Origin of the sequence: Arenimonas donghaensis DSM 18148 = HO3-R19 (genome assembly GCF_000743535.1) — a bacterium.
In the GTDB taxonomy this organism is placed as follows: domain Bacteria; phylum Pseudomonadota; class Gammaproteobacteria; order Xanthomonadales; family Xanthomonadaceae; genus Arenimonas; species Arenimonas donghaensis.
Genome location: NZ_AVCJ01000005.1, coordinates 1 through 14040 on the forward strand (window position 1 = coordinate 1; position 14040 = coordinate 14040).

Annotated in this window: 11 protein-coding genes, 1 tRNA gene and 1 pseudogene; 5 read left to right on the forward strand and 8 right to left on the reverse strand. The window is 63.2% G+C overall.

Annotated features, from left to right (window positions below; all coding sequences use genetic code 11):
• The coding region (locus tag N788_RS04175) for an Hpt domain-containing protein (protein ID WP_211250681.1) at positions 1 to 462 on the forward strand (462 nt) is incomplete at its 5' end.
• Between the two features lie 55 nt (positions 463 to 517).
• Here N788_RS04175 and bfr read toward each other — a convergent pair.
• The 3 genes from bfr to N788_RS04190 all read right to left on the reverse strand — a co-directional run bounded on the left by bfr (position 518) and on the right by N788_RS04190 (position 2026).
• Positions 518 to 988, reverse strand: a complete 471-nt coding sequence (bfr, locus tag N788_RS04180) for a bacterioferritin (RefSeq protein WP_034221395.1) — start codon at positions 986 to 988, stop codon at positions 518 to 520.
• 147 nt (positions 989 to 1135) lie between these two features.
• Positions 1136 to 1339 carry a (2Fe-2S)-binding protein gene (locus tag N788_RS04185; protein WP_034221398.1) on the reverse strand — a complete coding sequence of 68 codons (204 nt, stop codon included), beginning with the start codon at positions 1337 to 1339 and terminating at the stop codon, positions 1136 to 1138.
• 132 nt (positions 1340 to 1471) lie between these two features.
• Positions 1472 to 2026 carry an RNA pyrophosphohydrolase gene (locus N788_RS04190; protein ID WP_034221401.1) on the reverse strand — a complete coding sequence of 185 codons (555 nt, stop codon included), beginning with the start codon at positions 2024 to 2026 and terminating at the stop codon, positions 1472 to 1474.
• 130 nt (positions 2027 to 2156) lie between these two features.
• Here N788_RS04190 and N788_RS04195 point away from each other — a divergent pair, with 130 nt between their 5' ends.
• A complete protein-coding gene (locus tag N788_RS04195; RefSeq protein ID WP_152560370.1) occupies positions 2157 to 2801 on the forward strand; it encodes a hypothetical protein in 645 nt (214 codons plus the stop codon).
• 78 nt (positions 2802 to 2879) lie between these two features.
• A tRNA-Met gene (locus N788_RS04200) sits at positions 2880 to 2956 on the forward strand.
• A gap of 292 nt (positions 2957 to 3248) precedes the next feature.
• Here N788_RS04200 and N788_RS04205 read toward each other — a convergent pair.
• Positions 3249 to 4538 (reverse strand): McrC family protein, encoded by a 1290-nt coding sequence (locus tag N788_RS04205; protein ID WP_034221407.1) that lies wholly within the window; start codon positions 4536 to 4538, stop codon positions 3249 to 3251.
• A gap of 3 nt (positions 4539 to 4541) precedes the next feature.
• Positions 4542 to 6992 carry an AAA family ATPase gene (locus N788_RS04210; RefSeq protein WP_338022626.1) on the reverse strand — a complete coding sequence of 817 codons (2451 nt, stop codon included), beginning with the start codon at positions 6990 to 6992 and terminating at the stop codon, positions 4542 to 4544.
• 939 nt (positions 6993 to 7931) lie between these two features.
• Here N788_RS04210 and N788_RS15175 point away from each other — a divergent pair.
• Complete coding sequence (locus N788_RS15175) at positions 7932 to 8393, forward strand: HNH endonuclease (protein ID WP_425476475.1); 462 nt, start codon at positions 7932 to 7934, stop codon at positions 8391 to 8393.
• A 275-nt stretch (positions 8394 to 8668) separates the two neighbouring features.
• Here the strand turns inward: N788_RS15175 and N788_RS14300 are convergent, their stop codons facing one another.
• From N788_RS14300 to N788_RS04225, 3 genes are all read right to left on the reverse strand, one after another.
• Positions 8669 to 9544 (reverse strand): Dam family site-specific DNA-(adenine-N6)-methyltransferase, encoded by an 876-nt coding sequence (locus N788_RS14300; RefSeq protein WP_084695875.1) that lies wholly within the window; start codon positions 9542 to 9544, stop codon positions 8669 to 8671.
• 242 nt (positions 9545 to 9786) lie between these two features.
• Entirely contained in the window at positions 9787 to 10458 is a 672-nt protein-coding gene (locus N788_RS04220; RefSeq protein WP_034221413.1) for a hypothetical protein, read from the reverse strand.
• An 87-nt stretch (positions 10459 to 10545) separates the two neighbouring features.
• Positions 10546 to 11658, reverse strand: coding sequence for a serine hydrolase domain-containing protein (locus N788_RS04225; protein ID WP_051924350.1), 1113 nt, complete (start codon positions 11656 to 11658; stop codon positions 10546 to 10548).
• 562 nt (positions 11659 to 12220) lie between these two features.
• Between N788_RS04225 and N788_RS04230 the strand changes: the two are divergent.
• Positions 12221 to 13924, forward strand: a pseudogene (locus tag N788_RS04230) (S8 family peptidase); the annotation flags it as partial.
• Between the last annotated feature and the right edge of the window lie 116 nt (positions 13925 to 14040).

Below are 14040 nucleotides of genomic sequence, written 5' to 3' on the forward strand. Positions count from 1 at the left end.
GCGCCCGGCGCGATCGCGCCACGTGCGCCACAGCCGCCGTCGCCGGGGCCTGTCCCGGCGGCCAGTCCGGCGCCCCGGCCCGAGCCGATGTCGGCCGAACACCGCGGCGACGCACCGCCCAGCCCGCCGCCGGTGCTGGCCAGCGAGGTGGTGGACGAACTGCGCGCCGTGATGGGCGACGAGTACCTGAGCCTGGTGCGGCTGTTCCTGGAGGACGCCCCCAAACACGTGCGCGCGCTGGAAACCGCGGCCTCGGCCAGCGACATGCCGGCCATGGTGGCGCCGGCGCATACGCTCAAGTCGGCCAGCGCCAACCTGGGCGCGATGGCGCTGTCGGCCGCGGCCAAGCGCATCGAACTGGGCGCCCGCCAGGGCGTGCTGCCCCGCCCGGCGGTGGCCGTGGCGGTGCTGGAAAGCGAGTTCCGTCGCGCCGCGCTGGCGCTCAACGCGCTCCTGAAATAGACAGGGGCGGCGGCCCCCAGGTTCAACCTGGCAGCCGCCGCCCCCTTTCCCCGATTCAGCTGCCCATCTTGGACTGCAGGTAGTTCTGTTCGCCGACGCGGCCGATCAGTTCGAGCTGGGTTTCGAGCCAGTCGATGTGTTCTTCCTCGGACTCGAGGATGTCGGCCAGGACCTTGCGCGACACGTAGTCGGCGACCTGTTCGCAGTGCGCGATGCCGGCCTTGAGGTCGGGCACGGCGTCGTGCTCGAGCTTGAGGTCGCATTCCAGCGCTTCTTTCGGCGTCTGGCCGATGCGCAGCTTGCCCAGGTTCTGCAGGTTCGGCAGGCCGTCCAGGAACAGGATGCGTTCGATGAGCATGTCGGCATGCTTCATCTCGTCGATCGATTCCTTGTACTCGTGTTCGCCCAGCTCCTTCAGGCCCCAGTTGTTGAACATGCGGGCATGCAGGAAATACTGGTTGATGGCGATGAGTTCGTTGTAGAGCGCCTTGTTGAGGTGCTCGATGACCTTGGCGTCGCCTTTCATGGCTGGCCTCCTGTTCCGTGGATACGTCGCGCAGGGTACCCCTTCCCGCCAGCCCATGCCGAAACAGGAATGCTTAGCGTTTTCACCCTCACCGGAGGGCTCACTTTCTGTAGGAGCGGCTTCAGCCGCGAAGCGCTGGCTTATGCCTCAAGCCGCCGCCGCAAACACCGGCAGCGGGAACGCCCGCGTTGCGCGGGCCTCGTCGAGAATTTCGGCAGCCATGTCGCCGCAGCTGCCGCAGCCGCTGCCCAGCCCCGTTCGCATGGTCAGCTCGGCCACGGACGCACACCCGGCCTCGGCGGCCCGGCGGATGTCGTGGTCGGTGACTCCATGGCAGATGCAGACGTACATGGCGGGCCGCGATAATGGGAACGGTTCGCATTCCACCCCAGATGCGAATGGTTGTCAACTACCTTTCGCCACCCCGGCCGGGAGCCCTTCAGCCGCACCCCTGTGGGAGGGACTTCAGTCCCGAAAGCCGCGCTAGCGGTGCCGGCCGCCCGCCGCTGCCGCCACCAGGGCACGAACCGTCTCACCCGCCGGTGGGACAGCCCCCTCCCCCGCCACCTGGCGGGCGTGCGGGGCCAGGTGCTCGAGCGCCCGCACATAGACCTCGCGCTTGAAGCTGACCACGTGCTCGGCCGGGTACCAGAAATCCACCCAGCGCCAGCTGTCGAATTCGGGCTTTTCGGTGAGATCGAGCTTCAGGTCGGCTTCCTGGCCGGTGAGCTTGAGCAGGAACCAGACCTGCTTCTGGCCAATGCAGACCGGCCGGTTGCCCCGGCGGATGCAGCGTTTGGGCAGCCGGTAGCGCAGCCAGCCGGGCGTGGCGCCCAGGACTTCGACGTGCTCGGGGGCCAGGCCCACTTCCTCGCGAAGCTCGCGATACATGGCCTCGAGCGGCGTCTCGTCGGTGTTCATGCCGCCCTGCGGGAATTGCCAACCGTCACGGTTGACCCGCCGGGCCCAGAACAGGCGACCGTCGCCGTGCATAAGCACGATGCCCACGTTCGGGCGAAAACCGTCCGGATCGACCACGGGACGGGACTCCAAAGAATCTACTGGGACCAGACTGCCACAGCGCGCGGAGCAGCCACAAGCGCGACCCGGCGCAGGCATGCGATAGCATCTGGTTTCCGGCCCTCGCCGCCACGACAGGCCCGTGCCCGTGACGAACGATTCGATTCCGCCGACGACGCCACCCGGCGAACCCACCGGCGCCGACGCCCTGGCCGCCCTGGCCCGCACCGAGCAACGCATGGTGCGGCTGACCTTCTGGCAGACCCTGCTGTCGGTGGCCGGCGCGCTGATCGCCATCCTGGCGCTGTTCGCCACCCTGCGTGAATCCAACGAAGTGCGCCGGCAAACCGCCGCGGCCGTCTGGCCCTACATCCAGGTGCAGATGAACGACTTCGACCTGGGCGACACGGCCGCGCTGTCGCTGTCGTTCACAAATACCGGGGTCGGCCCGGCCAAGGTTCGCAGCCTGCGCATGACCCTGGACGGCGAACCCGTGCCGGACTGGCCGGGCCTGCTGACCCGCCTGGACCAGCCGGCCGACAGCCCCTACGGCCGCGATTTCATCAGCCAGCGGGTGCTGGCCCCGGGCGAAAGCGTCACCGTGTTCCAAACCCAACACCCGCCGCTGGTGCGCGCCCTGCAGGCCGCCATCCGGCGCCCGGGCACCGTGCTGAGCATGTGTTATTGCTCGATCTTCGACGAGTGCTGGCAGGCTGAAAGCGGCCCGGTGCCCGAAGACCCGCGGCCGGTGGCCGCCTGCCCGGCCGACGGGCCGGGGCAATTCCAGGGCTGAAAACGCGGCGGGAATTTGACAGCGGCCCGGCGAGGCCCCAGAATTCGCGGCCCTATCCGCAACGGATAGCGGCACGTTGGCTATGTAGCTCAGCCGGTTAGAGCACGTCACTCATAATGACGGGGTCGGTGGTTCGAGTCCACCCATAGCCACCATCACTAAACCCGCGAATTTGCGGGTTTTTTTGTGGCTTCCCCGCGGCCCGGTTTCGATGCCAAAGAGGCCTGTGACAGTTTCTGTGGCAGTTCTGTGCCAGCGTCGACACCCTGGGGCCAGCCGAAACGACTCCATCACTTCTGTGGCAAGCAGTTTGTCCACATGACCCTGTCAGGCGACGTGCTTTGGTCCCCCGGAGCTAGGGACTCCGTGACGACCCCAGCACCCATGTGCGTCACACGACCTTAGACCGAAAGCCCTAATACTTTCGAGTTTGGCGCCGCTTCTAGCTCAGGCTGCATCCGCTGAGAAGCCGGCTTCCCAGGGCAAGGCGTCGACAGCAAGGCGCCCCTCCTCAAGATCAAATGGCGCCACTACCAACCTGAGCTGCGCGTCGAAGACGAAATCATCCAACGGAGCTTGGAAGGTGGCCGTACGGGGGTAGACCAGAACCAACGTCCCTTTCCCATCGAGGTAGCGCTGCCCGTAGGCGAATAGCTGGTAGAAGTCGCTCTGGCTGAGTCCATACTTGTCCCCGTTGCCGCCAAACGACTCGTCCAGTCTCTTCCATTTTGTATCCAGCACAACGCGCTGTTGTCCACGCTGGACAAGGAAATCCGGCTTGAGCAGGAACCACGACTCGCCCTTGTGGCTGCACAGATACCTGCTCGACGCAGAGGGGGTCAAAACAGCATCGGGTGGAAGCATCCTACGTAGGCAGGCTTCCACATACCGTTCGAATACCCTCTCCATGGGGAAGAGCAGGCTTGCTCCATACCACTCGCCCAGAATCGACATGGGCGTTTGCTCGTTCAAAATCAACGAGCACCACGGGCGGGCCGGGCGGTAGTGGGCCATTAGGCGGTCGTCCCGCCAGCGACGAAAATCACTCGCCATGTCCTTACTGGTCGGCACGGGTGCCAGGAACGTCGCGAGCTCGTGTGACAGTCGCCAGTTGCTTGGATCCCGCGTGATTCGGCACACCCGATCCAGAGCGGTACGCAGCAGGCGGTTCTCGGGGCGATCCGCATCGAATACATCATGCTCGATATGGAACAGGTGTTGTCGTCCCGGCGGCTGCCGAAGTTGCCTGTCTACATCCAACCGACCGCGCAGAAAACGTTGCTGTTCCTGAACCGATCGGTAGTCAAAGCGGACTCCCCGCTTAACCAAGCGGTCGAGTTCGGAGAGGAACTGGCCCATCACCCATTCCGTCAGCGGAGCGGAGAACGTCTGAATGTGCGTCGGACCAGTTTCGCGTGTCGGAAGATTGAGGCAACGCGCAAGCATCTTGCGCAGCAGTCTCCGCGCGCGCTCCTCGTCGTCCATGCCTTCCACGCACTTTGGCAAGATCTCAATCCGCGTACCACAAGGCGTCTCGAGGACTCCTACGTAGTTGTCCAGACGCAGCCAGCGACGATCCTCAAGCTGAACGAGCGAGGCGCCGGACTGACGCAGACGCGCACTTTCCTTGCACAACCACTCGAACGCGCTGTCCGGGACATGAGCCTCGTCGAGCGACATCTGCGCCAATGGCGAAGTCGTTAGGCGGGCGTACTCGCGGACGACGACCGATCGCATGGATCAGGCCTTCGCGGCCTCAATGATCCCGAAATAACTCTCGGGCCGGCCAAAGGCTCGCGGATCCAGCCGCCACAACCTGGCCTCGGAGGGAACCTCGGCCCCGGCGCCGAAAAGGGCTTCGGCACTGTATGGCGGTGGCACCACAAAACGGCATCCAGCGGGCTTGCGATGGTCGTTGAGCACCCAGGCGATGCGCTGCCAGTCCTCGAAGAAGTATTCCTGGAGCAGCGGCAATACCTGGTTGCGGAAGACAGTCGCCAGGCTGGCCAGGTCGTCGTCGTTCTGCAGCGACATGAAGTAGGCGTGCCCCAGCATATGGTCGCGATCCAGAAGCACTTCGATGCGACGGTTCAAGGTGGCGAGCAGGCTCTGAAGGTCCACACCAGCCACGACCACACCCGACAGAAGCTCCGGGCGCGGTGGCATCTCGATGAACTCGAAGCGCCGCCGCAGGGCGATGTCGAGGCCCGCCAGTGATCGGTCCGCGGTGTTCATCGTGCCGATCAGATGGACATTGCCCGGAACGCTGAAAGGCTTCTTCGAGTATGGCAATTCACATTGCAGCGCTTCCGGGGCGCCGGCGCGCTTGGAAGGTTCAATCAGCGTGATAAGTTCGCCGAAGATACGCGAGACATTGCCGCGGTTGATCTCGTCGATGATCAGGACCCGTGGTTTCACTGCCTCCTCGCCACTCTCGCGCCCTTTCAGCAATGTCCGCAGCTTGTCAAGGTTGATCGAACCCGACCGCAATTCGTACACCGTCATCTGGCTGAAGCGGTTCTCCATTAGCGCTTCCAGCGGCAATGCCGGGTTGTAAACGCGCAGCCAGCGGATGCTCCGGCACTGCGCGTAGGTGTCGCCATTGTCTCGATCGATGCACCGGTAGTCGCTGGTGATCTCGCCAATCGCACGGAACTTTAGGTTGCCTTCCGAGACGACGATGAGGTCCTTCTGCTTCATCTGATTTACGAAGGTATTGATCGCGGTGATCGGATAGTCGCCCAAAGCCAACGGCTCGCCGACCGAGCTAAAAACTCTCTGGATTTCCTCGCGTGAGCGGCAACTGGAGAAATCCGCGCCACCGCCAAATCCCATCAGCGCAATGCCATTCTCGACGCATTCCTCGTAGATGTGGCCTTCCGTCGCGGAGTCACCTAGCGACAGCTTCCAAATGCGGCGTCCGGCAAGGTCGATAGGGAGGCCGGCCTCCTTGATCACGCGCGTGCGTGCCGAGTTGCACAAGCGCTTAAACACGCCATCGGTCACCTCGTAGCGCAACTGACCCGATTCTTCGTCGGTTGCGGCGCGCACGCCCTCTACAAAGTCCTCGTAGCTGAAACTCTGGTGGAAAGTCACGAACTCGATCAACCCTTCCTTGACCAAGTCGTCAAAGCGCTTCTTGAGTTGCGGACGATCATCCGGATCACCATTCTCGGCGAGGAAGGCAGGATCGAGCACCTCCAACGCCTTGGCGACCGTCTCGAAGGTCTTGCCGGTTCCCGGCGGTCCGTAAAGGATTTGATTAAGCGGCGTCATGGACGGCTTCTTGGGTTTGATCGACTGAAGAATGGGTGCAGGTACACCCGCGATCGCGGCTGGCTGCGGCGTCACGTCGGCCTTAGCCTCGATGCGGTAGCTGCCGTCCGCTTGCTGGTGGATGCGGATGATGTCGCCGGCCTTGGCGCCAATGCTGCCAAAGTAGCCGTTCAGGCGCTTGCGCAGGCGGCCGCTGCCGCCTGCACCAGTCACCCGGATATCGGAGTCGAAAAACTGGCCGGTGTCGGTTACGAAACGGGCTGTGTCGCCGGCCTCGGCATCGGTGGCGCCCCCGTACATCGACTCCGGGAACGGCGCCGACACCAGGTTGACCGTCAAGTAGCCATTCTTGACCGCGCCTTCGCTCAGCTTGATCTCCAGCGGGTTGCTGTAGACCCAGTCCTTCCACACCCGTTCGCTGAAAGCGACGACGCCCTCTTCGGGCTTGCGGTGCTCGGCCAGCATCCGGTACAGAACGCTCTGCGGCGCGGCGCTGTCCGACAGCGGCATCTGCAAGAAATGCAGTAGCGGTTTGCGCAGGTAGATGCAGGCCACCAGTGGTGCCTGTTGTGACTGGTAGTGGAACGCGATCTTCCAGCGGTAGGCGGCGCCGAGCGGGCTCTTGTCGATTTCGTCAAGCCGACCGGCCCGCGCCGACTCGGCGACTGCGACCACGTGTCCTCGGACTACGTCGAAGGCGGCTTGCGGGGTGTCGCCGAACTTGCGATACCAGCCGTACTGAGCGTCGTAGGCGAGCGACGCATCGCCCTCCTTGTCGGTGGTATCGTTTCGCGAATAGATGCCGAACTTGAACGCCGAGCCGCCCCAGATACTGCCGTATTCGTCCAGCCGGCTTTCCATCCAGTAGGTGAAAGTCTCCTTGTCTCCAACCGCGGTGTATTCGGCCAGAGACATTGTGCGAAGGCGTTCTATCGGCCAAGTCTGGAGGAAATCCTCCCAAAGCGCATCGTTAGTGCTAAAGGCCATCTCAAATGCGCTCCGTTAGACAGCAAGTTGAATTGAGAGTTGCTAATTTTCGGCAAAAGTCCAATCGATACGCGAACAGGCTCCACTAGCCCTACTCCGCAAATCGATCCCCTGGCTGACGAGATCGATACTGCATCGTAGGCTCGAATCACTAGTAATTTTCAGGTGACCCAAACAGTCCAAGTTGCGTAGCATTTTGATTCTTGGGCGACTTCCGCCACAGCGCAGCTGGCGAACGAGATTAACGCCTAGTCGCAGTCGAAACACCAGACACATCTAGAAACCTCGCTTGAGTGAGAATTTTTCTCAACTCACGGCGAGCTGAGCTAGTCACGCCCACTGGTTCAAGCCGGCCCTAGATTCTTGGTCGCCGGAAACGTGCCAATGCTCGTCAACCAAGCTCATTACGCCGGTGGGGTTAATTTGCCGCTCACGGCAACATTGTTTTGCTCGCCCATCAACAGGCCGGACTAGAATTTGGATGCCCAGCTTGTCCTCCAAATTGGTCGGCGACAGGCCGCTGGACCACTCGGGAATAGGGATTCGCAAAGCCCACCCAGAGCGATAAACTCGCCCATCGCGGCACTTCGAAACAGCCACTGACCCTCGAAGTAGTACAGATTATCTTGTACCGAGATCAAACTCATGACTCAGAAACTGCAAACCTGTGACCACGAAAAGTCCGCACCTCTTGGATTAGTAGAGTTTCTGCACACCTCGCAAGCCGGAAGCGGGCGCCACAAATGTGTTATTTGCGCGTATGAAGCGGGGCGTTCAGCCGCGCTAAGCGAAACGCCTGTCTCCGGTCGCAATGAGGCATGCGCGGAAGGAGAGAGCGCTCCCGTTGAAGTGCTTGCCGCTCTTCCTATGAGCCAGGCCGGGCAAGGAAGGCACAAGTGCGCTATTTGCGCATACAGTCGCGGCTTTCGTGACTATGTGGAGGAGCAGGCTCTATACAAGGAGGACCTAATCACTTACTCAAATGACAGAGACAGCGTCGAGAGGCCGCCACGAGACTTGATAGAGATCAAGCGCTTTGGGCATCACCGCCGCCTGGAACGAGATCCATCCATCGTCCGACAAATTAAGAAAAGTCTCGGAGATTCCTGTGAGTGCTGTGGAATCCGAATGGAAGACAGATATGGCGAAATTGGGAGTGGATACATTGAAGCGCATCATTTGATCCCGCTCAGCAAGCTAGCGGAGGGTGAGTCGCGACCAGTAGCCGCGGGCGATTTTGCCGCTTTATGTCCCAATTGCCACAGGATGATTCATCGCCTAGAAGACGTCTCAAACATTGAGCAGTTGCGCCAATTGCTGCGCGAATAGTTTAGCTGCTGCAAGCTTTGACCAAGGAAAAGGAAAGAGTTCATTTATGTGCCGACTACACGCGCCAAGTGGTAAGCATCAAGAGTCGATCCCCAAGCGCTGGTTAATGTGGTGGTAGCCGTGGGCAAGGATTGATAGTTTTCGGACAGAGTCTGCAATGAAATTACAGTTGCGCAGAAGGCTTGTTGATTGCGGAACTAGCTTACCTCCTCACCAAAAGAGCGAGCTAGTGCAGAAAGTCCAAGTGCAGGCACCCATGGCACTACCCTCGCGCCCTATGCGGGCGCTGGATTACTTGAACAGCTTTTCACCGAGCACTTCGACTCATCCGCTACAGTTGCGCCACACCCATCTCCGTAAACGGCAATTAGCTCGGCCGCAATGTTTCGATTGCGGGCGTCTCGCGAAATGAACCTCTGGACGTCAAATGCGCTAATTTGAGCGTGCTTATAAAGAGCGCGGGTTTCGTCGTTATCGTGGTTTGAGATAAGAACTGAAACCCCTCGGAGACTCAGCGCCAACGCCATATCGGCAAGTTCTCGTTGATCGGAGATACCGAAGCCACCCTTTGCGTAAGTCGTGAAGTTTGCAGTTTCAGTTAGCGGCACGTACGGAGGGTCGCAGTAAACGACATCTCCGTCTCGAGCTTGGGAGAGCACTAACCTAAAGTCACTGCAAATGAACTCTGCCTTTTGTGCCTTTTCAGCAAACCCCCACATCTCTTCTAGCGGAGGCCTTGGTGACGCATATCGACCGAACGGAACGTTGAACTTGCCAGATGCGTTGTAGCGACAGAGCCCATTGAAGCAGTGGCGGTTCAGGTATACGAACAGCGCAGCCTTCCGAACTCCGGCCTCAATCTTGTTGAACTCGTTTCGCAACTGGTAGTAGGCATCCTGAGAGTTATGCTCTGGGATAAAAAGCTTCGTTGTTTCAACTATAATTTCGTCCGGCTGATATTTTAGCTGCGTAAAGAGCGATACGATATCGGGATTAACATCGGCGATCAGGTTTGCTTCGAAGTCCGTCCCGAGAAAAACTGCTCCTGATCCTGCGAAAGGCTCTATTAAACGACTGCCGTCTGGAAGCAATTCGCGGATTCGCGGCACTAGTTTGTGCTTCCCTCCGGCCCACTTAAGAAATGGCTTCATCTGCCTTCTTGCCTTGACTCAACTCTGGTGGATTCTACATCTCCTTGCCTGCGATGACCCTATCCATTCCTCTTGAGTCGGCGTAAGGAAGCGCCCCAAGAATTGATAGGAACCTAGCGCACCAGGAACTCAGAGGGGCATCCTTTTCAACCTGAGCGACGTCGTGAGGTCAATCAGTGAGATTCCAAAGGCAGTCGCCCCACTAGTGTCGCGTTCTAGGCCCTTGCACCAAGGGCACTAACTCACTTCACGACACACTGGTCGAATCGCCCCTCCAGCTGGCGCTGCACCTGCCACCAGTTTTCCAGGCAGAACTGGTCACGCCCCATGCGGATCGCCGCGAGATGCGTTTCGCCGTGCGCATTGATCTGGAAGTTCAATTTCGCGCGGAAGTCGTCAAGCGCCGCCTGGAACTGGCGGCCGGTGTCCGGGTCGATCGCCGTGATGCACGGCGCGGCGTCGGCCTGCAGTTTGTCCAGCAACAGGGCGCAATTCTTTCCCATGCCTTCGGTGGCGGCCTCTACCTGTCGCCTCGGTCCGGCCGAGTCGTCGAGGAAGCGCGTCTCGCCGCCCACCCAGGTGTCCACGCCGCCCGGGGATTGGCGCACTTCGCTGAATTCCTGCTCGAAGGTGATGCGGTAGGGCTCGTGCCAGTCGGAAGGCTGGGGGAAATCCGGCAGGCAGTCGGCTTCGTGGCGCATCAGGGCGCGGCGCACGCCCCGGCCACCTTCTTCCGGCAGCGCCTCGGCGGGGGACACGCTGACGATCGTGCAGCCCGGGTAAGGCCGTGCGAGCGAGGCATCGGGCAAGGGCGCGGCAACAAAAGGAAGGTCCTGCGAACTGCAGGACGCCACGGCGACCAGCATCAGGAGCCAGGCGTGTCGCCGGGCCGGCGAGGAAAAGGTCTTGTCCAACAGGCTCTCCAGGGCTCGCCAGCGCGGGGCGACTCACTATTGCTCAATCCCGGTGCGGCAGGAAGCCCCTCTTCTTGCGGCCCGACCTCAGCCCGGCGCGCAGGTCCGGTAGGCGGTGCGCAAGGCGCCCAGCAGCGGTCCGTAGGGCAGCGCGGTTTTTTCGCCCACCGCGCCGGCGAAGATCACGCCGTCGTCGGGTGACAGGAAGACGAAGGTGTTCCAGTAGCCGCTGTGGCCGATCATGGTTTCCCCGTCCACCTCCAGGTTGAACAGGCCCGCACCGTAGTCGTTCCAGGCGCCGGTGACGCCGGGCGTGCGCATGAACTTCAGCGAGCCCGGGCGTTCGAACAGGCCACCCTTGAGCAGCACCCGCAGGAAGGCGGCCGTGTCGCCCGGCGGCGCCACGATGCCGCCACCGCCGTACAGGTCGAAGGAAGCGTGCCACGGGCGGGTGTCGCGACCCTGCCAGTACTGGTGGGCCTGCGGCGCCCGCGCCGGCTCGAGCGTTTCGAACCAGCTGTGCGCCAGGCCGTTGGCCTCCCAGGCCTGCAGGCTGCGCAGGGCTTCGTGCAGCGGCTTGCCGGTATGGCGCTCGATGACCAGGCCCAGCAGCACGTAGCCGGTGTCGGAATAGTGGAACTCGTCGCCCGGCGCGGCGAACGGCGCCCCGGCCGCCATGGCCAGCTTTACCTGTTCGCGCGCGGTGCTCTGGTATCCGGAACCGTCGCCGTGGCGCGCCAGGAAGTCTTCGGTGACGTGCTCGCGCATTCCCGAGGTGTGGTTGAGCACGTGGCGCAGGCGGATGGCCTGCGGGTCGTAGCCACCCGATTCCAACACGGCCACGACGTCGGCATCGAGATGTTTGGCGATCGGGTCGTGCAGCCCCAGCCGGCCCTGCTCCACCAGCCGCAGTACCGCGGCGGCGGTGAAGGTCTTGGTGATGCTGGCGATGCGAAAACCATGCTCCGGCGTCAGCGGCGTGCCGGCTTCCCGGTCCGCAACGCCACGCGCGCCCTGCCACGACCAATCGTCATGCATGGGCAGCATCGCCACGCTCAGGCCGACGTCGGTAGCCGGGTCCATCGGCAGGGCCGCGAACTGCGCATCCAGGCAGGCCAGCAACGGCGCGGGGCTGTCGGCCGCGAAGGCCGGGCTGGCCGCCAGGGCCAGCACGAGGGGCAAGGAGCGCAGGGCGGACATCGAGGGGCTCGCAATGGGGGGGAGGGTGCGCTGGAGCATACCCACGCCCCGCGACCCCGGCACGCCAGCCGACGCCACTTGCCGCCGGCCCGGGCCGCTGGTAGCCGTGGCGCGCCCCGGATTCGCGCATTTGCGCCCTGGGCCGGCCGTCGCCTGCCCGGACGGGTTTGGCGGGCCCGGCCGGGGGGCGTGGAAAAGCGCTTGATTTCAGGCCTCCGCGAAGCCTCCCTGCCCGCCCGGCCCGGGTCCCGGCGCTTTTGCGGCAGTGCGGCTTGACGGCCAAATTTCCCCGGGCTAGCGTCGGCCACGTGTCATGCAGATGACCTCTGCGTTACACGTCCGGGGTGGCGTGCAACCTTCTGCTGACACGAGAAGCCTTCAAGGCTCACGTAAGCGGGTGGCAGCCCAGGGGACCCGGGGCAGGGATGCAAAACACGGCCGCTTTGCGGCAATCGCTGTTTTCCTTTTTCGGGGATCCACCAACGTGAGCAACAACACTCGCAATCTTCGTTTGCGCGGTATCGTCGTGGCTACTTCCTTCGCCCTTGCAGCGCAGGCAGCCATGGCCGCGGGCGTCCAGCCCGCCCCTCGGGTCGACCTGAGCGCCATCGCTTCGGACACGCAGTTCGACCAGTTCATCGTCAAGTACAAGGCCGGCACGCCCGAGGCGTCCAACCCGGCCGAGCTCAAGCGCTCGCTGGAAATCGCCGCGGTCAACGCCAACCAGCTGGTCCAGGCCGCCCGCCTGCAGCGAAACGGCCGTGACGCCGGCAAACCGCTGGCCGCCAGCCACGTCCGCCGCATGTCCCTGGGCGCCGACGTCGTGGCCGCGTCGCAGAAGCTCAGCCCGGCCGAAGCCGAAACCCTGATGCGCCAGATCGCCGCCAATCCGAACGTTGAATACGTCCAGATCGACCGCGTGATGAAGCACACGCTGACGCCCAACGACACCAGCTACAGCCAGCAGTGGGGCTACACCGACGCCGACGCGGGCATCCGCGCCAACACCGCGTGGGACGTGGCCAACGGCTCGGGCATCATCGTGGCGGTGCTCGACACCGGCCACGTCAGCCACTCCGACCTCAATGCCAACATCGTCGGCGGCTACGACTTCATCAGCAACACGACCACGGCTGGCGACGGCAACGGCCGCGATTCCGACCCCTCCGACCCGGGCGACTACTACGGCGGCAACCCGTCCAGCTGGCACGGCACGCACGTGGCCGGCACGGTGGCCGCGGTCACCAACAACGGCAAGGGCGTGGCCGGTACCGCCTGGGGCGCCAAGGTGATGCCGGTGCGCGTGCTGGGTCGCGGCGGTGGCTCCACGTCCGACATCGCCGACGCCATCATCTGGGCTTCCGGTGGCACCGTGTCCGGCGTGCCGACCCTGAGCGCGGCCAACGCGGCCGACGTCATCAACATGTCGCTCGGCGGCAGCGGTTCCTGCGACACCACCACGCAGAACGCGATCAACAGCGCGGTCAGCCGCGGCACCACCGTGGTCGTGGCGGCGGGCAACAGCAATGCCAACGCCTCGGGCTTCACGCCGGCCAGCTGCAACAACGTGGTCAACGTCGCCTCGGTCACCAGCGCCAGCGCCCGTTCGAGCTTCTCGAACTACGGCACCTCGATCGACGTGTCGGCCCCGGGTTCGGGCATCCTGTCCACGCTCAACAGCGGCACCCAGGGTCCGGGCAGCGAGTCCTATGCCTCGTACAACGGCACCTCGATGGCCTCGCCGCACGTGGCCGGTGCCGTCGCCCTGGCGCAGAGCCGCCGCCTGGCCTTGGGCCTGGCGCTGTGGACCCCTGCGCAGGTGGAAGCCAACCTGAAGTCGACCGCCTACGCGCTGTCGGGTTCCTGTTCGGGTGGCTGCGGTGCCGGCATCATCGATGCCCGCGCCCTGGTGGACCTGGCCGGTGGCAGCACGCCGCCGCCCCCGCCGCCGCCGCCGAGTGGTGGCACGCTGACCAAGGGTGTCGCCGTGACCGGCCTGTCGGCCAGCACCGGCAATTCGCTCAACTACACGATGGCCGTGCCCTCGGGCGCCAGCAACCTGACCTTCACCATGTCCGGTGGCACCGGTGACGCGGACCTGTACGTGCAGTTCGGCACCGCGCCGACCGACACCTCGTATGTCTGCCGCCCGTACCTGAGCGGCAACAACGAGACCTGCACCATCGCGGCCCCGTCGGCCGGCACCTACCACGTGCGCGTGAAGGCCTACAGCACGTTCTCCGGTGTCAGCCTGGTGGGCAACTACACCACCGGCGGCGGCAGCCAGCCGCAGACCTACAGCAACACCGCGGACTACACGATCTCGGACAACGCCACCGTCGAGAGCCCGATTTCGGTCTCCGGCCGCAGCGGCAATGCCCC

What these genes read in the sequence shown, in the direction of transcription:
- bfr (WP_034221395.1), bottom strand. Translation starts at nt 988, where the DNA reads ATGAAAGGCGACGCCAAGGTCATCGAGCACCTCAACAAGGCGCTCTAC.
- N788_RS04185 (WP_034221398.1), bottom strand. Translation starts at nt 1,339, where the DNA reads ATGTACGTCTGCATCTGCCATGGAGTCACCGACCACGACATCCGCCGG.
- N788_RS04205 (WP_034221407.1), bottom strand. Translation starts at nt 4,538, where the DNA reads ATGCGATCGGTCGTCGTCCGCGAGTACGCCCGCCTAACGACTTCGCCA.
- N788_RS04210 (WP_338022626.1), bottom strand. Translation starts at nt 6,992, where the DNA reads ATGTCTCTGGCCGAATACACCGCGGTTGGAGACAAGGAGACTTTCACC.
- N788_RS15175 (WP_425476475.1), top strand. Translation starts at nt 7,932, where the DNA reads ATGAGCCAGGCCGGGCAAGGAAGGCACAAGTGCGCTATTTGCGCATAC.
- N788_RS14300 (WP_084695875.1), bottom strand. Translation starts at nt 9,544, where the DNA reads ATGAAGCCATTTCTTAAGTGGGCCGGAGGGAAGCACAAACTAGTGCCG.
- N788_RS04225 (WP_051924350.1), bottom strand. Translation starts at nt 11,658, where the DNA reads ATGTCCGCCCTGCGCTCCTTGCCCCTCGTGCTGGCCCTGGCGGCCAGC.